We start from the raw sequence: 21675 nt of genomic DNA on the forward strand, positions 1-21675 counted from the left end.
CTCAAACTCCTTGGTATTCGATCAGGCGCAGGTCGATCCGATCCTGACCGTCTTCGCGTTGCAGGATGCGCACCGGGGTGGGAACCCCGTTGGCGATCCAGAGGATGGTTTCATCGTTGCCGCCGTTGGTGCGATACACCCGCAGCGCGTTGTAGGAAAGCTCGCCGACCTCGACGTTCTCGGTGTCCGGTGCGGCCTGGTAGTCATGCTGGCGCACCCTGCCCATGTCCGCATAACGGTAATGCATCTGCCCGCCCGGGCGCGCATCGCGCATGATCGCAAGATTCAGCAGCAGTGCGCTCTGGTCGCCCGGCTGCAGCGGAACCGGCTGGGTGCGTTCCTTCTTCAGGTCGCCCACCCACTGTGCGGTACCGGCCTTCCAGTCGTAGGTGCCGGTGACCTTCTTGCCCATGAACAGGCCCTTGCGCACGGTCGCCTGGCTCAGCGGCACATAGGTGGCGCCGTGCTTCTCGAATACGGTGCTCTGTTCAATGTTCAGGCCCAGCACGCTGGCAAAGCCGCGCCGGCCCACCACCTGCATGTCCACGCGCCACTGGTCGCCACCGGTGTGGGTGACGCGCATGGTCGCATCGCCGGCTTCCTTGCCCTTGTACAGGGCCTGGTAGGTGGCGGTGAACGGCTCCAGCGCGGGTGCCTCCCAGCTACTGGATGGCGGCAGCACCGGCAGTTCCGGCGGGGTGGGTTCCTGCGCCTGCGCGATCGCCACCGTGCACAGCAGAGAGGCGAGCAGCACCAGCGGTTTGGACAGAGTGGTTTTCATGCGCGCGCGGATGCGGGGGATAAGGGAGGATGCCAGCGGCCGGGTCAGCGGCGCGTGTGCGCCGCAGTCAGGGGGACAGCTGTCCGGCGCAATCTAGGCGCAGGGGACTGAACAGGGGGTGGCCGTCAACCTCCAGCTGACCGTCGCGTTCAGTTACGCGGCCGGCCACCAGCCACTGCAGGCTGGCGATCAGTAACGGGTGCTCCACCGCCAGCACGCGCTGGGCCAGCTGTTCGGCGGTATCGCCGGGCAGTACCGGCACCCGCGCCTGGGCCAGCACGGTGCCGGCGTCCAGTTCGGGCACCACGAAGTGCACGCTGGCGCCGGCTTCGGCATCGCCGGCCTCCAGCGCGCGGGCGTGGGTGTGCAGGCCCTTGTAGAGCGGCAGCAGCGACGGATGGATGTTGACCAGCCGGCCGGCAAACCGCTGCACGAAGGCTTCGCCGAGGATGCGCATGTAACCGGCGCAGACCACCCAGTCCGGCGCGAAGGCGGCCAGCGCGTCGCCCATCGCGGCGTCGAAGGCGGCGCGGTCGGCGAAGTCCTTGGGCGAGCGCGCCCAGCGACGCTCTTGCGCGACCTTCTGCAGTGCCGTGGCCTCTGGCTTGTCCGACAGCACCGCCACCACCTCGGCGTCGAGGGTGCCGGCGGCGATGGCATCGACAATAGCCTGCAGGTTGCTGCCACGGCCGGAGGCCAGCACCGCGATGCGGCTGGGTGAACTCATTTCAGTACGTTCCGCTTGAGCAGGGGCCAGGTGAGCAGCGCGCCCACCGTCGCCAGCAGCATGTCCGCATGGGCATCCCACAGGTCGCCCTGCTGGCCGTTGTACGACTCGGCAGCCTCGGGAGACAACAACAGGGCGATGCCCCATTCAAACCATTCGTAGACCAGGCTCGAACACATCACCGCCACCACCGCCAGCGCGAAGGCCTGGCCGATACGCAGTGCCGGCCAGGCATGCCGTGCCAGCTGGGTCAGCGCCGGGGTGAAGCAGACGCCGTACAGCAGGTGGATCAGGCGGTCGAAGTGGTTGCGCTTCCAGCCAAAGGCCGTGTTCGGCGACCAGTGCACGACTGCCTGCAGCCATGCGTCGTACGGGACGTTGGAATACAGCCAGCGCGCGGCGATGCAGTGGATGGCGATGAAGCCGCAGATGGCGGCAAACGCGCCGCTGCCCAGCGTCCAGCGCCGGTCCACCCACCACAAGGCGACCAGCCCGATCACGGTGAGGCTGCTGTGCAGCCCTTGTTCGACCGGCCACATCGGCTGGATCCAGGTCAGCGCGAACACCGCGAACACGCCAACGAACGCCGCCTTCTTGCCCGGCGCCATGCGGTCCGCACGGGTCACGCCGGACACGGGCAGGGCACTGCGGTCGCTCATGCCGCGACCGTACCGTCGGAAGCGCTGAAGCTGGCCACCACTTCCGGGCGCATCAGTACGATCAGGGCATATACGCCCAGCGCGATGCCGAGCGCGCCGGCCAGGCAGGCCGCGCCGGCGGCGATCTTGCACAGCTTGTGCGAACGGCGCTCGGCCATGCGCCGCGCGCCGAGGATGTTCAAGGTACCCAGACCGGCGAAGATCGCGCCGGCGCCGACCATGATCGCCGCCAGCAGGGCCGGCTGGGCGTTGGGGTTGGCGCTGTTGCTTTCGCTGATGTAGCCGCCGGCGGCGCCCAGCAGCAGGATCGGCACCAGCAGCAGTTCCAGCACGCCCAGGATGTAGAACAGGATCTTCAGCGTATGCAGGTGCGAGGCGACCTGATGCGGTGTCCAGCCGCGCGGGAAGTTCAGCGGCGGGGGTGTGGAAGACATCGGCAGGCCTCAGGCGTGGGCAGTGGGGGAAGCGTCGAAGGCGGCCTTGACCGCCGGCCGCAACAGCACGATCAGGGTGAACACGCCCAGCACCGTGCCCAGCGGCATCAACATGCACGACAAGGCGGCCACGACCAGGCACAGCGTATGCCGCTGCTGGCGGGCCAGGCAGCGCCCGGCATACGCCATGAAGCCGGCCAGGGTCAGCCCGCACAGGATCAGCACCGAGCCGATCACGATGAACAGCCAGCCGAACAGCCGGGTCTCATCAGGCGACGCCGCCCCGCCATTGCTTTCAATGGGCATCGCGCCGCTAAGCGCAGCGATGCCGATGCCCACATGGATCAGCGGAAACAGCGAGAACAGCGCGGTCAGGCCGGCCACGACGTAATGGAAGATCGACAGCAGCCTCAGGTGCGAGGCGTCTTCCAGTGACAGCGCAGGGGCGGGAGGGAGCGGTGCGTCCATGCAGGTCTCCTTGGCCGGTCAGCCGATCCGCACGCGTTCGGCGCCGTCGGCCGTGGTGACCTTGCCGATGGTCCACTGCGCCAGGCCCTGGGCCTCGACGGCGGCGGTCACGCTGGCCACCTGGTCCGCGGCGACGATCAGCACGAAGCCGATGCCGCAGTTGAAGGTGCGCCACATTTCGCTGTCGGCCACCGCGCCTTCCTTCTGCAGCCACTGGAACACCGGCGGCAGGGTCCAGGACGAGGCGTCGATGTCCAGGCCCAGGCCGTCGGGCACCACGCGGATGATGTTCTCGGTCAGCCCGCCACCGGTGATGTGGGCCATGCCGTGGATGGCCGCGCCATGGGTCTTGAGCAGGGCCAGGATCGGCTTCACGTACAGGCGGGTCGGCGCCATCAGCGCATCGACCAGCTTGACCCCGCCTTCCAGTTCCAGGTCGGCCGGCTGCCCGGCACGGTCGTAGATGCGGCGCACCAGCGAGTAGCCGTTGGAATGCGGGCCGGACGAGGCGATGCCGATGAGCACGTCGCCCTCAGCGACGCTGGCGCCGTCCTTCAGCTCGCTCTTTTCCACGCCGGCCACGGTGAAGCCGGCCAGGTCGTACTCGCCCGGGGCATACATGTCGGGCATTTCCGCGGTTTCGCCGCCGATCAGCGCGCAGCCGGCCTCGGTGCAGCCGTTGGCGATGCCGCCCACGACCGCCGCGGCGGTGTCGATGTCCAGCTTGCCGGTGGCGAAGTAGTCCAGGAAGAACAGCGGCTCGGCGCCCTGCACCAGCACGTCGTTCACGCACATGGCGACCAGGTCGATGCCGATCGTGTCGTGGCGGCCCAGCTGTTGTGCCAGCTTCAGCTTCGTGCCAACGCCATCCGTACCCGACACCAGCACCGGCTCGCGGTACTTGCTGGAGAGGTCGAACAGCGCCCCGAACCCGCCCAGGCCACCCATCACCTCGGGCCGGAAGCTGCGCTTCACCAGCGGTTTGATGCGCTCGACCAGTTCGTTGCCCGCGTCGATGTCGACGCCGGCGTCGCGGTAGGTCAGGGGGGAGGGGTTGGACGGGGAATTGGTCACGGGCGTCGGCGCTGCGCTGGGGTGAAAGCGGGATTTTAACAGGCCACGTTGGCGCGCAGGCCCTATTCGGGCAACAATTCCCCCCGGATACGCTCAATGGAAGTCCTGATGCGCCGCAGCCTCTTTGTAATGATGTTCCTCGCGCTGTGCCTGCCGGTGGCCACGATGGCCCAGAGCGGCCTGCGTACCGAAGGCGACGTGGCCACGGCCAGCGGGGCCTACGAGGCCGAAGTGCCGGTCAACAGCCAAGGCGAGTCCGACCGCAACGGGGCCCTGGCCCGCGCGCTGGGCAACGTGCTGACCAAGCTGTCGGGCGACCGCAGCGTGCTGTCCCGCCCGGGCGTGATGCAGGCCCTGCGCGATGCGAAGAACTACGTGGCCAGCTATGACTACCGCCAGGACCAGAGCACCTCGGCCAGCGGCGCCCCCAGCTACCGCACCATGCTGGTGGCCCGGTTCCGCCAGGACGACGTGGACGGGCTGATTTCCGCGCTGGGCCTGCCGCTGTGGCCGCAGCCGCGGCCCAAGCCGGTGATCTGGCTGGCCATCGATGACGGCTCCGGCCCGCGGTTGGTCACGGTGCAGCAGGCCAATGCGGCCCGCCCGTTGCTGAACCGGGCCATCGAGCGCGGCTTCAAGCTCGGCCTGCCGACCGGCAGCGCCGCCGAGCAGGCCGTGGTCGGCTCGATCTGGCGCCAGGACACCGCGGCCGTGGCCCGCGCCTCCTCGCGCTATGCCCCGCCGATGCAGCTGGTCGGCAAGCTCTACCGCGACAGCACCGGTGGTTGGGTCGCGGACTGGGTGTTCGTGGACGGCGGCAAGGAACTGAACAAGTGGACGGTCAAGGACAGCGACGCCCGTCGCGCGATGTCCAGCGGTGCCGACGGCGCGGCTGACGCGCTGGTCAAGCGCTACGCCAAGGCCGGTGCGGCCACCGGCGCGGCCGGCACCTACACCATCGCCGTGACCGGGGTGGACAGCGCCGAGGACTACATGCGCCTGGCCGCCGGCCTGCGCGAGAACCCGGTGGTGCGCAACATCACCCCGCTGCGCGCCTCGGGCAACCGCCTGGAGCTGTCGCTGGAGATGACCGCCGGCCTGGCCGGGCTGAACCGCATGCTGGGCGAGAACGGCGTGATCGTGCCGCTGGCCCCGCTGCCCGTGCCTATCGATGAAGACGCGGCCCCGGGCACCCCACCGCCGCCCGCCAGCAATGAGTACCGCCTGCGATGATCCTTACCCCGGAAGCCGAGATCGCGCAGTTCCTGCGCCGCGTCAAGTACATCCTGTTCGCGCTCGCGGTGGGTTGGGTGGTGTGGCTGCTGGCCCCGATCCTGACCCCGTTCGTGCTTGCCCTGGCGCTGGCCTGGCTGGGCGACCCGCTGGTGGACCGCATCGAGGCCAACGGCCGCTCGCGCAACACCGGCGTGGTGCTGGTGTTCGTGGCCATGGTGCTGGTGATCACCGCCGCGCTGCTGATCCTGGTGCCGATGATCGAACGCCAGATTTCCACCCTGATCGCGGCCATTCCGCAGGCCCAGCAGTGGCTGATGGAGAAGGGCATTCCGTGGTTCGAGCAGAAGACCGGCATGGAAATCATGCCGTGGCTGGAACCGGACCGGCTGATCGAATGGGTGCGCAGCCATTGGGAACAGGCCGGCGGCTTCGCCAAGACCTTCTTTGGCTACGTCTCGCGCTCCGGCTTTGCGATGGTGACCTGGGTGGTCAACATCCTGCTGCTGCCGATCCTGGCGTTCTATTTCCTGCGCGACTGGGACAAGCTGGTCGAGCGGGTGGCCTCGACCATTCCGCGCAACCATGTGGGCACCATCACCAAGCTGGCGCGTGAATCCAACGAAGTGCTGGGTGCGTTCATCCGCGGCCAGTTCCTGGTGATGGTCGCGCTGGGCCTGATCTACGCCATCGGCCTGTCGCTGGTGGGCCTGAAGCTGGGCCTGCTGATCGGCCTGATCGCCGGCCTGATCAGCTTCATTCCGTACCTGGGCGCCACCACCGGCATCGTCATGGCGGTGCTGGCCGCGCTGGTGCAGGCGCAGGGCTTCGACCTGAAGCTGCTGATCCTGGTCGGCGTGGTGTTCACCGTGGGCCAGCTGCTGGAAAGCTACGTGCTCACCCCGCGCATCGTGGGCGACAAGATCGGCCTGCACCCGGTGGCGGTGATCTTCGCGGTGATGGCCGGTGGCCAGCTGTTCGGCTTCCTGGGCATGCTGCTGGCGCTGCCGGTGGCGGCGGTGAGCAACGTGCTGCTGCGCTATGCGCACCTGCGCTATCGCGAGAGCGAACTGTATGCCGGCGAGAAGACCGCGATCGTGCTTGATTCGTACATCGACAAGCCGACCCTGATCGTCGATGCGCCGAAGGGCCCGGACCTGAAGTGAGCGTAGTGCCGCAGCTGCCGCTTGCCCTGCGCTACCCGCAGGACGAGCGACTGGAAACCTTCATCGGCGCGCCCGATGGCGCGCTGGCGCAGCTGCGCGCCATTGCCGTGGGCGACGACCCGCACTGGGTGTATCTGGAAGGGGCGGCCGGCACCGGCAAGACCCACCAGGCGCTGGCGATGTGCTCGCTGGCCGAACAGGCCGGGCGCCAGCCGACCTACCTGCCGCTGAAGGCGGTGGTGGGGCGCACCCGCGCTGCGCTGGAATCGCTGGAAGGCCGCGACCTGGTGGCGCTGGATGGGCTGGATGCGGTGGCCGGCAACCGCGACGACGAAGTGGCGCTGTTCGATTTCCATAACCGCGCGCGTAGTGCCGGCATCACCTTGATGTACACCGCGCAGCACGCGCCGGACCAGCTGGGCCTGGTGCTGCCGGACCTGCGCTCGCGCCTGCAGCAGTGCGTGCGCGTCGTACTGCAGCCGCTGGATGACGAAGGACGCGCGGCCGTGCTGCGTGAGCGTGCGGCGCGGCGGGGGTTGTCGATTGATGAGGCGGCCATCGAGTGGCTGCTGACCCGCACCGGGCGCGAGCTGGGCAGCCTGGTGAGCCTGCTGGACTGGCTGGACCGGGAGTCGCTCGCCGCGCAGCGTCGCATTACCGTGCCGTTTCTGCGGCAGGTGGTGGAAGAAGGGTCGCACCGGCTGTGATGACGCGCGGCTTCGGCCGTGGTCATGCGTTTGTCGCACCGATCGGCGGTATAGGCGGTTGATCGGAATCCAGCCTACCGCAGGGTTGCGTCCAAATCTGCCAGGCGTTCCGGCGTGCCTACGTCGGTCCATTTTCCGCGATGATGCTGCCCGGTTACCCGGCCGTTTGCCATCGCGTGGCGCATCAGCGGGGCAAGGCCGAACTGCGGCGGGTTCGCTGAGGCGCCCTCCGTCGCGCCGATGACCTCGCGCCATCCGTCGAGAATCGAAGGGCGATACACGCCAACGCCGGCGTACGTCAGCCGCGATGCATCGCCGTAATCACTGACCGTGCCATCCGCGCGCAGGATGAAATCCCCGCGCGGGTGCTGCACCGGATTGTCGACCAGCACCAGGTGCGCATCGCCCTCCGGTTGCCGAGGCAACGTAGCGACATCCACATCGGTCCAGACATCGCCGTTGATCACCAGGAACGGCGCATCACCCAGCAGTGGCAGCGCATGGAGGATGCCGCCACCGGTCTCCAGCGGCACCGCGCCTTCGTCGATGAAGTGCAGGCGCAGGCCCCACCGATCCCCATTGCCCAGCGCGGGTTCGAACTGGTCGCCCAGCCACGAGGTGTTGATCACCACCTCGCTGAAACCGGCCGCCGCCAACCGCTCCAGGTGCCACACGATCAGCGGTTTGCCGCCTGCCACCAGCAACGGCTTGGGCGTGGTGAGCGTGAGCGGGCGCATGCGCTCGCCCTTGCCGGCGCTGAAGATGATCGCCTTCATGCGCGGCTGGACACCGGCAATGCCAGCGCGGCCATCGCCGGCTTGATCCGTTCCTGCAGCAGGGTGTTCAACCCGGCCAGTTCCGGATGGCGCGGCAGCACTTCATCCAGGTAGCGGATGAAACGCGGCGCGTCGGCGAAATAGTGGCCCTTGCCGTCGCGGTCGCGCAGGCGTACGAACAGGCCCAGTATCTTCAGGTGGCGCTGCACGCCCATCCAGTCGGCATCGCGCAGGAACTGCGGCCACGGCCGCACTGGCAAGCCTGCCGCCAGCGCCTGCGCGTGGTAGCGCGCCAGCCAGGCATCCACGCGCGCCAGCGGCCAGCTCAGGAACGCATCCTTGAACAGGCTCACCGGGTCGTAGGCAATCGGTCCGCGTACCAGGTCCTGGAAATCCAGCACGGCCGGGCCGGGTTCGGTCGGCATCAGGTTGCGCGGCATGAAGTCGCGGTGGGTCAGCACCTGCGGCTGCTGCAGCGCGTTGTCCATCAGCCGGCGATGCGCCAGCTGCAGCGTTTCAAGCTCACCGCAGTCCAGCTGCAGGCCCAGGTGGCGCTGCAGGAACCACTCGTCGAACAGCCCGGCATCGCGCTGCAGCAGGGCCTCGCCGAACGACCCCATGCCCTCGGGAACGGGAATCTGCTGCAGGCGGATCAGTTGCGTAAAGGCGGCATCGAACCACGCGTCGGCGTTGGCGTCATCGATGTGCCGGGCCAGGGTCGGGCCGCCGAGGTCTTCCAGCAGCAGGAAACCCTGTTCCTCGTCGCGGGCCAGCACGCGCGGTACGCGCACGCCGGCGGGTTCCAGCAGGTCATGCATGCGCAGCCACGGGCGTACATCCTCCAGCCCTGGCGGCGAATCCATCACGATGTGGCTGCCGTGCGCGCTGGTGGCGCGCCAGTAGCTGCGGAAGCCGGCGTCCACCGACGCGCGGTCCAGGTGCAGGTCGGGGTCGCCCAGCGCGGCGCAGGTCCACTGCCGGCGAAGCTCGGCGCGCAGCGGGTCGGAAGCAGGATCGTTCATGGACAGGTACGTCGAAGCGGCGCCCTGCGGCGCTCGGGAAGAAGGGGGGAAGTGCGTTCAGCGCTTGCTGCTGAACAGGCGGAGCAGGGCCAGCACCGCAATGGCGCCCAGGATCGCGCCGATGAAGCCGGCCGGTTCGCCGCGCGCATACCAGCCCATGTACTGGCCGAACCAGCCGGCCACCAGTGCGCCGACGATGCCCAGCACGATGGTCAGCAGGCAGCCCATGCGGTTGTTGCCGGGCATCACGAAGCGCCCGAGCAGGCCCACCACGAAGCCGACCAGGATGATGTAGAGCCAGCTGGTGCTGCCGAACAGACCATTCATTGCGCTGTTTCCCGCAGAAGATTGACGCAGCCTACCAAGGGCAGGCTGCGTCCGTCATCGTCGCTATCAGCAGCAGCCGTGGCCGCCGTGGCGGGTGCCGCTGTCGGCGGCCACCGGCGAACCGCTGGTTTCACCGCGCAGGCTGGCCGCGTAGTGCTCGCTGATCACCTTGGACACGCACGAGGTGACGCGCTTGCCCATCGGGATGTGCAGGAACTCGTTCGGGCCGTGCGCGTTGGAATGCGGGCCGAGCACGCCGGTGATCATGAACTGCGCGCCGGGGAACTTCTCGCCCAGCATGCCCATGAACGGAATCGAGCCGCCTTCGCCCATGTACATCGCCGGCTTGCCGAAGAAGGTCTGGCTGGCCTCGTCGATCGCCTGGGTCAGCCACGGCGCCATTGCCGGAGCGTTCCAGCCCGAGGAGGCCTTTTCCAGGTCCAGCTTCACTTCCGCGCCGTTCGGCGGGTCGCGCAGCAGGGCTTCCTTCAGCAGTTCGCCACAGGCCTTGCCGTCGGCGGTCGGCGGCAGGCGCAGCGACAGCTTCACCGCGGTATGCGGGCGCAGCACGTTGCCGGCCGAGGCCAACGGCGGCATGCCGTCCACGCCGGTCACCGACAGCGCCGGGCGCCAGGTGCGGTTGAGCACCAGTTCGGTGAGGTCGTCGTTCATCGGCTTGAGGCCGTCGACCATCGGGAATTTCTCGAAGATCTCGGTATCCACCACCTCGGCAGCGCGCTTGGCCTGGGCCTGGCGCTCTTCCGGAATCTCCACGTGCATGCCGTCGAGCAGGATGCGGCCGGTCTTTTCGTCTTCGATGCGCGACAGCAGCTGGCGCAGCAGGCGGAAGCTGGACGGCACCACGCCGGAGGCATCGCCCGAATGCACGCCCTCGTTGAGCACCTTCACCGAGAAGTTGCCGCCGGTCAGGCCGCGCAGCGAGGTGGTGCACCACAGCTGGTCATAGTTGGCGCAGCCCGAATCCAGGCACACCACCAGCGACGGCTTGCCGATGCGGTCGGCCAGGTGGTCCACGTAAGCCGGCAGGTCGTAGCTGCCCGATTCCTCACAGGCTTCGATCAGCACCACGCAGCGGGCGTGCGGCAGGTTCTGTTCCTGCAGCGCCAGCACCGCGGCCAGCGAGCCGAAGATGGCGTAGCCGTCATCGGCGCCGCCGCGGCCGTACAGCTTGTCGCCGCGCAGCACCGGCACCCACGGGCCGAGGTCGTCGTCCCAGCCGGTCATTTCCGGCTGCTTGTCCAGGTGGCCGTACAGCAGCACGGTGTCGTCGCCGGTTTCGGCGCCGGTGGCGGGAATTTCCAGCAGCAGCAGCGGCGTGCGGCCTTCCAGGCGCACCACTTCAACCGTCAGGCCCGGCAGCTTCTGCGCCTTGGCCCAGGTTTCCATCAGGGTGACGGCCTGCTCCATGTAGCCGTTCTCGACCCAATTGGCGTCGAACATCGGCGATTTGTTGGGAATGCGGATGTATTCGACCAATTGCGGGACGATCTCGCTGTCCCACTTTTCACTGACGAATTGGCCGAGCTTGGCGCTGTCCATCTGGTACTCCGAATGCATGTGGCTGATCCCGCCATTCTACGCCTGAGCAGGGGGTAGGGATTTCCCTACACCACGTCAGGTATTTAGCTGGCTGTGTGAAGGTGATGTGGACGATAGGCTGTGTGTATGTGGCGAGGGACACTGACTGCTCCGACGGGATGCCGGCAGCGGTCGGTCCGACGTCACAGGGAGCTACACGGTGGGGCCTTGGTTTTCGTGGAAGGCGCTTGCGCTGGCACTGCTGTTGACCGGAACCGCTTCGGCGGCCGACCGCATCAACATCAATACGGCAGATGCGTCGACGCTGCAGCAGGGATTGACGAACGTAGGGCCCCAAAAGGCCCAGGCGATCGTGGCGTACCGGCGACAACACGGACCTTTCCTCCGGGTCGAGGACCTGGCACGGGTGAAAGGGATAGGGACAGCAACGGTCGAACGGAATCGACGACGGATGACGGTGGGGGCCATGGCGGCGCCCACCGTGGCACCGCCCAGGAGGGCAGTGCCGGCACCCGTACCAAGGCGCTGACACAACAGGATGGGTCGCGACCGGCATGACGCCGGTCACGGTAGCCAGGCAGGAGCCGGCCACCTCGACAGCCGCAGGGACGGGGCACGCAGGGACGCAGCGCGGAGGGATTGGCGCGGATCCACCAGGACGGTGGCATCCATACCCGGGAAGGGGAGGGATGGCGGAACAACATACGGCCGAGTGCATGGAGCATGGCCGGCACCCACACTGGGCAGGACGCACAGGGGGAAGGCGGGATGCCGACAAGGACGTGACGATTGCCCGGTCCGCACAGGGATGTGTGACCGGGCAATTTCTTTTCTGGGGGTGTAGCGTCACCCTCAAATCCCCGGGATCTTTTTCATGGCACCACGCCGCACGCTGCTCACCCTCGGACTTGCTTCGCTGCTGGCCACCGCTGTATTTCCTGCGCTGGCCGCCACTCCACCTGCACCCGCAGCAACCCAGGCAGAGCCGGGCCCCACCGACCTCAAGCCCGGCCAGTACCTCTGGCATCCGGAAATCTCGCCGGCCGGCCCGATCGTGCTGGTGGTCAGCCTGGATGAGCAGCGTGCCTACGTGTACCGCAACGGCATTGCCATCGGCCTGAGCACGATCAGCGCGGGCAAGGCCGGGCATGAAACGCCGACCGGGGTGTTCACCATCCTGCAGAAGGACAAGGACCACAAATCCAACCTCTACAACAGCGCGCCCATGCCCTACATGCAGCGGCTGACCTGGGACGGCATCGCGCTGCACGGCGGCAACCTGCCCGGGCATCCCGCCTCGCACGGCTGCGTGCGCCTGCCGCAGGCCTTCGCGCAGAAGCTGTTCGGCGAAACCAAGCGTGGCGATACCGTGGTGGTGGCCGACGCCAAGAGCGCGCCGATGACGCTGGCCTACCCGGCGGTGCTGGCCCCGGTGAACAGCGTGGGCAAGACCCTGCTGGAAACCACCGGTGCGCCGGACCAGTACTGGAATGACAGCGCCGCACCGTCGGGCCAGGTGGGCATCCTGGTCAGCCTGCACGACCAGCGCCTGTACGTGCTGCGCGACGGCGTGCTGATCGGCGAATCGCGGCTGGAAGCCAAGGCGCTGCCGGCGTTCGAGGGCACCACGCTGTTCGTGATGCAGGACGGTTATTCGGATGCCGCCAGCCCGCTGGATGCAACCCAGAAGCTGCACAAGTGGACCGCCTACCCGCTGCTGGGGCAGAGCGCCGGCAACGCCAGCCCGGACCTGCTGGCCACGCCCAGCCTGCCCATGGCGTTGCCGCCGTCCTTCGCCGCGCAGCTGTACAAGGTGCTGGTGCCGGGCACCACGCTGCTGGTGACCAGCCTGCCGGCGGTTCGCCCGGTGGCGGATGAACAGAACCTGCAGCCGGTCTTGGAATCCGACGCGGGCGGGGCCACCTTGTAGGGAGGCCCTGCCGGTATCGCGTTGATGCGTTCCTTTCCCGTTCTGATTGCCACCGTTGCCCTGTGCGGGCTGGCGCTGACCGCGCCGGCAGGCAGCGCCCGTGCGGCGACCACGCCGCCACCCCGCACGCTGCCGCCGGCCCAGCTGGCCGACATGCTGGCGCGCGCGGCGCCCAATGCGGACCGCAAGGTGCTGCAGCTGGCCGCCAACGCGATGACCTGCGCCCTGCGCCGGCCGGAGCTGGGCGTGGATCCGGGCCGCTTGAGCGTGATCGATTACTCGCGCCCGTCCACCGAACAGCGCATGTGGGTGTTCGACCTGGCCCACCAGAAGCTGCTGTTCGAGGAGTGGGTCGCCCATGGCCGCAACAGCGGCGGCAACGCCACCGAACGCTTCTCCAACCGCGATGGCAGTTTCATGTCCAGCCTGGGCGCGTTCACCGCCAAGGAAACCTACATGGGCGGCAATGGCTATTCGCTGCGCCTGGAAGGTCTGGAGCCGGGCTTCAACGACAAGGCGCGCGACCGCGCCATCGTCATCCACGGTGCGCCGTACGTGAACCCCACCATCGCCCGGCTGCAGGGCCGGCTCGGCCGCAGCCTGGGCTGCCCGGCGGTACGCCTGACCGTGGCGCGGCCGCTGATCGACAGCCTGCGCGGCGGCGCGATGGTGTTCGCCTACTACCCGGACAAGGAGTGGCTGGCGCGCTCGCAGCTGCTGGAAGCGGACTGCGGCGGCAAGCCCGGCTGAGGCACAATGGCGGCATGTCGACCGCCACCGCATTGAGCGCTGCCACGCGCGTCATTCCCAGCTTTGAATACCGCCGCGAACGCTGGCGGAATGGTCTTGGCTGGACCCGTGAAATCCTGCGCGTGCCCGACAGCGAAGAGTGGCTGGTACGTTTGTCGATTGCCGAGATCGAACAGGATGCGGCGTTCTCGTCGTTCCCCGGCATCGACCGCGAACTGGTCCTGCTGCGCGGCGAAGGGCTGCGCCTGCGCTTTGCCGATGGCGCGCTGCATACGTTGCTGCCACCCCACGATCGCCTGCGCTTTGCCGGCGAAGCGGAGGTCCATGGCGAGCTGGTGGATGGGCTCACCCATGATTTCAACCTGATGTGGCGGCGTGACCAGGTGGATGCCGAACTGCTGCACCGGCCGCTGGTGGGCAGCATGTTCTTCTTCGCCGAGCCGGGCACGGCGTGGGCGATCCACCTGTTGGCGGGGCAGGCGGAGTTCGAGGGCGAGCCGGACCTGCCGCCGCTGCAGCAGGGCGACACCGCGTGGCTGGCGGCAGGGCCGCATAGGCGCTACGCATTGTGCGGTGGCGGTGAGCTGCTCGCCATCCGCCTGGACCAGCGCGGTCAATAAACGTCGCGGCGGTAGCGGCCGGCGACGATCAGGGCTTCCTTGCCTTCGCGGCCCAGCGCCTGTTCGATCACCGCGTCCACTGCCGGGGCCATGCCCTGCAGGCTGCCGCAGACCAGGATCGTGGCGCCGTCGCGGACCCACTGGCGCAGGGTGTCCAGCTGCGCGAGCAGGCGGTCCTGCACGTAACGGTGCTCGCCGCCGTCGCGGCTGAACACCGTATCCAGCCGCGCGATCATGCCGTCACGCTGCCAGCGCTGCAGGTCTTCCTTGAAGTAGAAATCGTGCGCGGCGGTACGCTCGCCGAACAGCAGCCAGTTGCGCCCGGCGCCAAGGTCCACCCGTGCACGAAGGTGCGCGCGCAGCCCGGCAATGCCGGTGCCGTTGCCGATCAGGATCAGCGGTGTGTCCGGCGCGGGTGCGTGGAAATTCGGGTTGCCGCGGAAGCGCAGGTCGATGCGCCCACCCAGCGCCGCGTGATCGCACAGCCAGCCGCTGCCCAGCCCTGGCGTGCCATCCGGGCGCAGCAGCCGGCGCAACAGCAGCAGCACGTGGCCTTCGCCCGGCATGCTGGCAATGGAATACTCGCGGTGCGGCAACGGCTTGAGCGTGGCCACCAGTGCCGTGTCCTCGGCCGGTACCGCATCGGGCAGCACCGGCAGGTGCGAGCGCGCCAGCCAATCGCGCAGCGGCTGCCCCTCGACCATCGCCGCGCCATCGCGTGCATGCGTGGCCAGCCAGGCATCGACCTCGACCGGACTGTGCTGCGGACCAATCTCCGCCACATCACCGGCCTGCCACGCCGGCAGCACGCCATCGGCCGGCACCAGGCTCACCCGCCACGTCGCCGCGCCGGGGCTGCCGGGGTTTTCCTGGCGGCGCGACTGCAGCTGCCAGGGCTGGTACTGCGCCGGCGCCCAGTCGGGCAGCTCGGTGGCGTTCCCGCCCAGCTGGCCCAGCAGCTGCTGCCAGTGGCGCAGGGCGGCCGGGTCGGCGTTGTCCACTTCCACCGTGTCGAACAGGGGATGCGCGCCGTGCTGGCGCAGCCACGCATCGAGCTGGTGGCCGAACGCGCAGAAGTGCCCGTAGCTGCGGTCGCCCAGTGCCAGCACACCGTAGTGCAACTGCGGCAGTGCCATGTCCTGCGGCATCACGCGGCGCAGGAAGGGCAGGGTGTGGTCGGGTGGATCGCCTTCGCCGGTGGTGCTCGCGATCAGCAGCACCCGGGTGGTCTGCAGCAGCAATGCGGCGTCCACCTGGTGCAGGCCGCGCACGCGCACCGGCACCCCGGCCGCGCGCAGGACCTCGGCGCTGCGCTCGCACAGCTGCTGGGCGAACCCGGTCTGGCTGGCCCAGACCAGCAGCGTCGGTGCTTCGCCGGCGGCGCTGCCAGCATCGTCGCGGGTTCGGCCGCGCCACCACAGCAGCGCGCACAGCGCGGCGTAGGCGGTGAGGGTGCCTGCCGCCCAACGCCAATGCGAGGCCAGTGGCGCGGCCAACCACCAGTCTTCCTGCAGATGCAGGCGCAACAGCAACCACGCCAGTACGGCCAGCAGGGCCACCACCAGCACATTGCCCACTACCGCGCGCGACGGGCTGCCTTTCATGCAGCGGCATCCTGTTCGGTGAGCAGCGCGGTAAACGCCGTGCTCAAGTGTTCTTCGATGCCCTGCGCAGTGCGGGTGATGAAGCGTGCGGCGAGCGCGTTGGCATTGGCGAACGCAAGCCCTTCCTGCGCGCCCATCACCGTCAACGCGGTGGCCCATCCATCGGCGTGCATGGCGTGCTGGGCGACCACGGTCACCGCGGCCGCCGTGCGGCTGACCGGCGCGCCCGCGCGTGGATCCAGCGTATGGCTGTAGTGCGTGCCATCCTCGACGAACTGGTGCCAGCGATCACCGGAGGTGGCAACGGCCAGGTCGTCCAATGCCAGCACGCGCGGCGGATGCGCGAGTTCTGCTTCTTCTTCGGGACCTGCTTCGACCAGAACCCGCCACGGCTGCCCATCGGGCTTGCGCCCATAGCCGTGCAGCTCACCGCCCACCTCCACCAGTGCCGCCGCAATGCCCTGGCTGCGCAGCCAACGGCTCACCAGGTCCACCGCAAAGCCCTTGGCGATGGCCGAAAGATCCAGTTCCAGTCCACCCGGCTGCAGCAGGTTGCCGTCGTGCCAGTGCAGCCGCTGCCAACCGCAGCGTGCCTGCGTGGCCGCCAGCCGGGCAGCATCGGGAACGCGTTGCGCGTGTGCGTGCGCACCGAACCCCCACAGCGCGACCAGCGGGCCGACCGTGGGATCGAACGCCCCTTCGCTGCGCCGGGCGATATCGAGCGCGCAGTCGATCACCTCGGCGAACAGGCCGGGCAGCGGCAGCGACGTGCCGGCCGCTGCGCGGTTGAACGCGGCGATGTCGCTGGCCGCTTCCCAGGTGCTCATCTGCGCGACCACCGCATCCAGCTGCGCCTGGATCCCCGCATGCAGCGGGTGCAGATCGCGGCCGGGCGTGGTGGTCAGTTTGACCTGCCAGGTGGTGCCCATGGTGTGGCCACCGAGGCTGGCGATGTCGTGCAGGGTGGACATGATTACAGCGGCAGCACTTCCAGCGTGGCGACGTAGTTCAGGCGGCGGGTCTTGGCCTGCTTGAGCGTGGTCTTCTTGTCTTCGCTGCTGGTTTCCAGCCAGTACATGCCGGCTTCGGGCCAGGTGACCGAGAACTCGCCCTTCTTGTCGCTGGTGACCTTGATCTCTTCCTGGGCGTTGCGGTAGCGCGTGCCGCCACGGGTGATCTCGAAGGCCAGGCCGGCGCGCGGCTTGCCGTCGACCAGCACGCGGAACCTGGCTTCTTCGCCGGCGGCCAGGTCGTTGGGGTGGCCCACGGCGACCAGCTCGATGCCCGACTTCGTCGGCGCCAGCGCGGTGCTGTTCGGGGTGCCGTTGGTGACGAAGGTTTCGATGCGGTTGACCGACTGGCTTACCTGCAGCTTCCTGGCCTTCTTCGGCACTTCGGTGGCGAAGGTCGCCACGGTGCCGCGCCAGCGCTTGGGCTTGCCGTCTTCTTCCCAGCTGGCCGACAGGCCGTTGTTGACCGAGGCCAGGCGGTAGGTGCCCTGCTGGGTCAGCTCGACATCGAACACGCTGCGGAACTTGCCGGTGGAGGCGTTCTGCGGCTGCACGGTGCTGCCGTCCGGTGCGGTGATGACCAGGCTTTCCAGGCGCAGCGGCACGTGGTTGAAGTAGAACAGGTCGTTGGACACCGCCGCATCGACGGTGATCCACGGATGGTCACCGGCGATCACGGTCTGCGAGGGCTGCAGCCAGGCCTTGTGGGCCAGGGCGGAGAACGGAAGGGCGGCGGCCAGGGCGGCGGCTAGGACGAGCGAGCGCTTCATCAACAACTCCATGTACAGGTTAAGGGTGCCCTCGACGGGGAGGGCAGTGGAACATCAGGGCTTGGACGACAGCGTGACCAGGCCCAGCTCGGTGCTGCCCTGGGCCTTGCCGGTCTGCGGCGCGGTGGCCGGCCAGGTGAAGGGAATCTTGACCAGCTCGCGACCGCCGACTTCGCGCACCGCTTCCACCACCAGCGTGTAGTTGCCCGGTGCCAGCGCCTTCAGCGCCGGCTGCCTGTCGGTGAACGACAGCGCGTGGGTGCCGGCCGGCTTGGTCGGCCCGGTCACGCCGTCCACCGGCACCTTCAGCTCGCGGCCGCTCTTGCGCCACCACTGGCGCAGGTCGGGCAGCCACTTGGTGCCATGGCCTTCGCTGTTGCCGGTCTGCTGGTACCAGACCGCCAGGTTGGCGGCGACCTTCTGGTCGGCCCCTTCCAGCCACACCGCCACATACGGGCGGTGATACTCTGCCACGTTGAGCTTGGGCACCTCGACGTTGATGTCCAGGGTGGTGGCATAGGCCGGCGAGGTGGCCAGCAGGCCGCTCAGGGCGATGGTGAGGGTGACGCGCATGGGTGCGGCTCCGGGAAGGGAAAGGGCGAAGGAAAGTCAGTGGATCAGGATCAGGGCGATCAGCAGCGGCACCATCAGGCCCAGGCCCACCAGCGGCCAGGTCATGCGGCGCTGGCGCGCATGCAGGTGCAGCAGGAACAGGCCGGTGATGCAGAACACCAGGCAGGCCACGGCGAACACATCCAGGAACCAGCCCCAGGCCGGGCCAGCATTGCGGCCCTTGTGCAGGTCGTTGAAGTAGGACACCCAGCCGCGCGAGGTGGCTTCGTATTCCACCGCGCCGCTTTCGCGGTCGATGCTCAACCAGGCGTCGCCGCCGGGGCTGGGCATGGAGAGATAGATCTCCTCGGCGGACCATTCGGCCGGGCGACGGCCGATGGAAATGCCCAGTTCGCGGTCCAGCCAGCGCACGGCCGGGCGCGGCACCGGGGCGTTGCCGTCGGTGCGGTCGCCGAGCTGGCCCAGCAGCTCGGACGGCAGTTCCAGCTGGCGGTTCACCACCTGCGGGGTGGCCTCGATCTTCGCCGCATGGTTCAGCGTGATTCCCGTGGTGGCGAACAGCAGCATGCCGATCAGGCACACCGCCGAGCTGATCCAGTGCCACTGGTGCAGGGTGCGCAGCCAGAAGCCACGGCTCTGTTGCTGCTGCACGGCGGAAGGGGGAGCGCTGGTGGCCACGGTCACGGCAGGAAGACGAATAGCCAATTACACCATTGATGAGAATGGTTCGCAATTATTGGTCGCGCGACGCCGGTCTGCGGCGTGTGCCGACCAACGGTCGGCACCTACCGGTGTGCGTGGGGTGCCCGGTGTGCCTGGGCGCCCGGTGTGCGTGGGGTGGCCGGTGTGCCTGGGGCGCCCGGTGTGCGTGGAGTGCGCGGTGTGCGTGGGGCGCCCGGTGTGCGTGGGGCGCCCGGTGTGCGTGGGCGCCGGTAGCGCCCGACCGTTGGTCGGGCGGCGGCGCGCAGCGCCGGGACTTCAGAACGCCGCGTTCAACGAAATCCAGTAACTCCGACGCTGGTCCTTCGTCGCGTAATCATCCACGCAGTTGTACTCACTGTCGCTGATCAACACGCACGACTGCGAGACGAAGTCCTTGTCGAACAGGTTGTTGACCCGCGCATTCACCGTCAGCCACTCGTTGATGTTCCAGCTGCCACCCAGGTGGAAGATGGTGTAATCGTCGTAATACCGCACCTGCGACGAACTCACACCGGCCACGTTGCTCACCAGCGTGTCGCGGTACCGGTCATAGCGTCCTTCGCCGATCAACGACAGGCTCACCGCCTCACTGACCTGCCAGTTCAGGCTGGCATTGGCCATGTGCTTGGCGGGATTGCCGGCGATCGGTTGGCCGTTCGCGGCGCCGCTGGTCTGCTCGGACTTCGTATACGTGTAGTTGCCTCGCAGCTGCAGGTTCTGCAGCAGGTCCACATGCGCTGCCGCCTCGATACCACGCGTCTCGGCAGTATCGATGTTCACGCTCTGGCTGAAGGTGCTGTAGCCCAGCGCCGCCCAGCCCGGGCCCACGTCCACGCAGTAGCCGCCGCCAACCGGTGCCACTTCGCAGTTCGGGAAGGTGCCGCCGCTGGCGATCTTGTCGTCGAACTTGTTGAGGAAACCGGTGACGTTGAAGCCCCAGCGCTCGCCCTCGTAGTACGAGGCGATTTCATAGTTGGTGCTGGTCTCGGGCTGCAGGTTCGGCGAACCCACCAGCGGCAGCACGCCCTGGCCGCCGAAGCCGGTGACGCCGGGGAACAGCTGGTCCGGGCGCGGGGTCTTGTAGCCGGTGCTGACCCCGCCCTTGAAGGTCCAGGCATCGCTGGCGTTCCACACCAGGTAGGCACGCGGGCTGACGTGGCTGCCGAAGATGTTGTGGTCGTCATAACGCACGCCCAAGGTGGCGGTGAGCGCGTCGGTGAGTGCCCAGTTGTCCTCGGCGAACACCGACCACATGCGGTGCTTCTGCTTGACGTTGTCGCGGTAGCCGGCGCCGTCCATGCCGAACACGCCGTCGATCATGTCGGTGTCGGTGTACTGGCCGCCCAAGGTCAGCTTGTGCGCGTCGAAACTCATGTCCAGCATGGTGTCCAGCACGTAGCCTTCCAGCTCCATGGTGCGCAGCGGGCGTGGCAGGAATGCTTCCAGGCGTGCCATCTCGGCGGGGTTCAGCGCGGCGAGACCGTTACGGGCGCCGGCGGCGCAGTTGTTGGCCGCGCCGGTGCGGCGGCACACGTCGTTCCACAGCGTCTGCAGGTCGGCCCGTTCGTCCAGGGTCAGCGGCAGCGAACGCCCCAGGTTGTTGCTCCTGGTGTGGGTCAGCGTGGTCTGCCAGGTACCGAATGCATAACGGCCCTGGTGGGTCAGTGCCAGCTGGTCGCGCTCATAGCGCTGGTAGGCGGTATAGCCCACGCGCGGCTGCACCACGCGGCGGGTGATGGTGCCGGTGCCGTTCGGGTTCGGAATGGTGGCATTGCCCACGCGCCACAGGCTGGCAGCGCTGTCCAGCGTGCCGGTCTGGCCTTCGCTGTTGTCGTACTTCTGCCGCGACACGTCGTAATCCAGCGAGAGGTCATGGTCGTCATTGATCGTGAAGCCAAGGCGCACGCCGGTGTTCCAGTTGGTGTTGGCCACCGCCTTGCCGCCGCCACCGAAGCCGATGCTGCGCTCCCACAGGGTGCCGTCGGGCAGTGGCAGGTCGTCCCACTCCGGGTTCGATGCCTTGGCGTCGTAGTAGCTGCCCCGCACGGCCAGCGCCACGCGGTCCTTCACCAGCGGGCCGGTGAGGTACACGTCGGTGGTGCGTGCATCGCCGAACTGGTCGTCCTGCTGCACGGTGAAGCCCTGGGTGACCGAGCCGTGCCAGCTGTCCTGGTTGCGCCGGGTGATGATGTTGATGACGCCGCCCATGGCATCGGAGCCGTACAGCGTGGACATCGGGCCGCGCACCACTTCGATGCGCTCGATCGCATCCAGCGGCGGCAGGTAGGCGAACTGGCCGCCGCCGAAGTTGTTCGGGTACAGCTGGCCCACATTGCTCTGGCGGCGGCCGTCGATCAGCACCAGCGTGTACTCGGACGGCATGCCGCGCATGGAGATGGTGGCGCGGCCGTTCTTGTCGGTGGTTTCCATGCCCACGTCGATGCCTTCCACGTCGCGCAGCGCATCGACCAGGCTGGTGTACGGGCGCTTGGCCAGCTCCTCGCGGCTGACCACGCTGATGCTGGCCGGGGCGTCGGTGATCTTCTGTTCGAAGCCCGAGGCGGTGACCACCACCTGGTCCAGGGTCTTGGGGGCGCCCGCGACATCGCCGGCGGCGAAGGCGTGGCCGCTGAGCGCGCCCAGCAGGGCAACGCTCAACGAGCAGCGGGACAGGGACGTGCGACGAAGATGGCGCTGGGCCATGGGAAGTACCTCGAAAAGGATGCGAACGCGGGAACGCCGTGGCCGGCGGCCGCAGCGCAATCGAAAAATCGTCAGGGGG

23 protein-coding genes are annotated in these 21675 nt (G+C 68.2%); 7 read left to right on the plus strand and 16 right to left on the minus strand.

Going from position 1 to position 21675, the window contains the following annotated elements:
• Position 1: 1 nt before the first annotated feature.
• The 6 genes from AC06E7_RS09585 to purM form a co-directional block, all read right to left on the minus strand.
• On the minus strand, positions 2 to 781 hold the full coding sequence (locus tag AC06E7_RS09585) for a DUF3108 domain-containing protein (RefSeq protein ID WP_478064338.1): 780 nt from the start codon (positions 779 to 781) through the stop codon (positions 2 to 4).
• Between the two features lie 67 nt (positions 782 to 848).
• Positions 849 to 1508 (minus strand): phosphoribosylglycinamide formyltransferase, encoded by a 660-nt coding sequence (purN, locus tag AC06E7_RS09590; protein WP_210131800.1) that lies wholly within the window; start codon positions 1506 to 1508, stop codon positions 849 to 851.
• Positions 1505 to 2116 (minus strand): DUF2238 domain-containing protein, encoded by a 612-nt coding sequence (locus tag AC06E7_RS09595; protein WP_478064610.1) that lies wholly within the window; start codon positions 2114 to 2116, stop codon positions 1505 to 1507. Before AC06E7_RS09595 ends, purN begins: the two co-directional genes overlap by 4 nt.
• A gap of 47 nt (positions 2117 to 2163) precedes the next feature.
• On the minus strand, positions 2164 to 2601 hold the full coding sequence (locus AC06E7_RS09600) for a hypothetical protein (RefSeq protein WP_068849836.1): 438 nt from the start codon (positions 2599 to 2601) through the stop codon (positions 2164 to 2166).
• 9 nt (positions 2602 to 2610) lie between these two features.
• Positions 2611 to 3069, minus strand: a complete 459-nt coding sequence (locus tag AC06E7_RS09605; RefSeq protein ID WP_068849838.1) for a hypothetical protein — start codon at positions 3067 to 3069, stop codon at positions 2611 to 2613.
• 18 nt (positions 3070 to 3087) lie between these two features.
• On the minus strand, positions 3088 to 4113 hold the full coding sequence (gene purM / locus AC06E7_RS09610; RefSeq protein ID WP_208856136.1) for a phosphoribosylformylglycinamidine cyclo-ligase: 1026 nt from the start codon (positions 4111 to 4113) through the stop codon (positions 3088 to 3090).
• A gap of 138 nt (positions 4114 to 4251) precedes the next feature.
• Between purM and AC06E7_RS09615 the strand changes: the two genes are divergently transcribed.
• From AC06E7_RS09615 to hda, 3 genes are read left to right on the plus strand one after another with little or no spacing between them, the layout of a single operon-like run.
• On the plus strand, positions 4252 to 5376 hold the full coding sequence (locus tag AC06E7_RS09615) for a DUF2066 domain-containing protein (protein WP_179197325.1): 1125 nt from the start codon (positions 4252 to 4254) through the stop codon (positions 5374 to 5376).
• The gene (locus AC06E7_RS09620) at positions 5373 to 6542 is read left to right on the plus strand and encodes an AI-2E family transporter (protein WP_095363738.1); all 1170 of its coding nucleotides are present in this window, start codon (positions 5373 to 5375) and stop codon (positions 6540 to 6542) included. Before AC06E7_RS09615 ends, AC06E7_RS09620 begins: the two co-directional genes overlap by 4 nt.
• Entirely contained in the window at positions 6539 to 7249 is a 711-nt protein-coding gene (gene hda, locus AC06E7_RS09625) for a DnaA regulatory inactivator Hda (protein ID WP_068849849.1), read from the plus strand. The genes AC06E7_RS09620 and hda overlap by 4 nt, the downstream gene beginning before the upstream one ends.
• A gap of 74 nt (positions 7250 to 7323) precedes the next feature.
• On the opposite strand, the gene murU is transcribed toward hda, so the two are convergent.
• From murU to AC06E7_RS09645, 4 genes are all read right to left on the minus strand, one after another.
• Complete coding sequence (murU, locus tag AC06E7_RS09630; RefSeq protein WP_478064340.1) at positions 7324 to 8025, minus strand: N-acetylmuramate alpha-1-phosphate uridylyltransferase MurU; 702 nt, start codon at positions 8023 to 8025, stop codon at positions 7324 to 7326.
• Entirely contained in the window at positions 8022 to 9047 is a 1026-nt protein-coding gene (locus AC06E7_RS09635; RefSeq protein WP_478064342.1) for an aminoglycoside phosphotransferase family protein, read from the minus strand. Before AC06E7_RS09635 ends, murU begins: the two co-directional genes overlap by 4 nt.
• A gap of 57 nt (positions 9048 to 9104) precedes the next feature.
• Positions 9105 to 9374 carry a GlsB/YeaQ/YmgE family stress response membrane protein gene (locus AC06E7_RS09640; RefSeq protein WP_068849858.1) on the minus strand — a complete coding sequence of 90 codons (270 nt, stop codon included), beginning with the start codon at positions 9372 to 9374 and terminating at the stop codon, positions 9105 to 9107.
• Between the two features lie 66 nt (positions 9375 to 9440).
• Complete coding sequence (locus AC06E7_RS09645) at positions 9441 to 10934, minus strand: M20 family metallopeptidase (protein ID WP_478064344.1); 1494 nt, start codon at positions 10932 to 10934, stop codon at positions 9441 to 9443.
• A gap of 199 nt (positions 10935 to 11133) precedes the next feature.
• Here AC06E7_RS09645 and AC06E7_RS09650 point away from each other — a divergent pair, with 199 nt between their 5' ends.
• The 4 genes from AC06E7_RS09650 (at position 11134) to AC06E7_RS09665 (ending at position 14234) form a co-directional block, all read left to right on the plus strand.
• On the plus strand, positions 11134 to 11463 hold the full coding sequence (locus AC06E7_RS09650) for a ComEA family DNA-binding protein (RefSeq protein WP_419403619.1): 330 nt from the start codon (positions 11134 to 11136) through the stop codon (positions 11461 to 11463).
• A 345-nt stretch (positions 11464 to 11808) separates the two neighbouring features.
• A complete protein-coding gene (locus AC06E7_RS09655) occupies positions 11809 to 12864 on the plus strand; it encodes a L,D-transpeptidase (RefSeq protein ID WP_478064345.1) in 1056 nt (351 codons plus the stop codon).
• Between the two features lie 24 nt (positions 12865 to 12888).
• A complete protein-coding gene (locus AC06E7_RS09660) occupies positions 12889 to 13614 on the plus strand; it encodes a murein L,D-transpeptidase catalytic domain family protein (protein WP_217538045.1) in 726 nt (241 codons plus the stop codon).
• A 14-nt stretch (positions 13615 to 13628) separates the two neighbouring features.
• Positions 13629 to 14234: a HutD/Ves family protein gene (locus AC06E7_RS09665; RefSeq protein WP_478064347.1), complete on the plus strand. Its 606-nt coding sequence runs from the start codon at positions 13629 to 13631 to the stop codon at positions 14232 to 14234.
• Here the strand turns inward: AC06E7_RS09665 and AC06E7_RS09670 are convergent.
• From AC06E7_RS09670 to AC06E7_RS09695, 6 genes are all read right to left on the minus strand, one after another.
• Positions 14228 to 15838 carry a sulfite reductase subunit alpha gene (locus AC06E7_RS09670; protein ID WP_478064349.1) on the minus strand — a complete coding sequence of 537 codons (1611 nt, stop codon included), beginning with the start codon at positions 15836 to 15838 and terminating at the stop codon, positions 14228 to 14230. The two genes, AC06E7_RS09665 and AC06E7_RS09670, sit on opposite strands and share 7 nt — an antisense overlap.
• Entirely contained in the window at positions 15835 to 16812 is a 978-nt protein-coding gene (locus AC06E7_RS09675; RefSeq protein WP_478064611.1) for an FAD:protein FMN transferase, read from the minus strand. Before AC06E7_RS09675 ends, AC06E7_RS09670 begins: the two co-directional genes overlap by 4 nt.
• Positions 16812 to 17618 carry a DUF4198 domain-containing protein gene (locus AC06E7_RS09680; protein ID WP_307107337.1) on the minus strand — a complete coding sequence of 269 codons (807 nt, stop codon included), beginning with the start codon at positions 17616 to 17618 and terminating at the stop codon, positions 16812 to 16814. Before AC06E7_RS09680 ends, AC06E7_RS09675 begins: the two co-directional genes overlap by 1 nt.
• 54 nt (positions 17619 to 17672) lie before the next feature.
• Positions 17673 to 18191 (minus strand): DUF2271 domain-containing protein, encoded by a 519-nt coding sequence (locus AC06E7_RS09685; RefSeq protein ID WP_068849877.1) that lies wholly within the window; start codon positions 18189 to 18191, stop codon positions 17673 to 17675.
• A 36-nt stretch (positions 18192 to 18227) separates the two neighbouring features.
• Positions 18228 to 18869, minus strand: coding sequence for a PepSY-associated TM helix domain-containing protein (locus AC06E7_RS09690; RefSeq protein ID WP_478064613.1), 642 nt, complete (start codon positions 18867 to 18869; stop codon positions 18228 to 18230).
• 300 nt (positions 18870 to 19169) lie between these two features.
• The gene (locus AC06E7_RS09695; RefSeq protein ID WP_478064352.1) at positions 19170 to 21596 is read right to left on the minus strand and encodes a TonB-dependent receptor domain-containing protein; all 2427 of its coding nucleotides are present in this window, start codon (positions 21594 to 21596) and stop codon (positions 19170 to 19172) included.
• Positions 21597 to 21675 lie beyond the last annotated feature (79 nt).

The organism is Stenotrophomonas sp. Steno-Z4 (genome assembly GCF_056393145.1).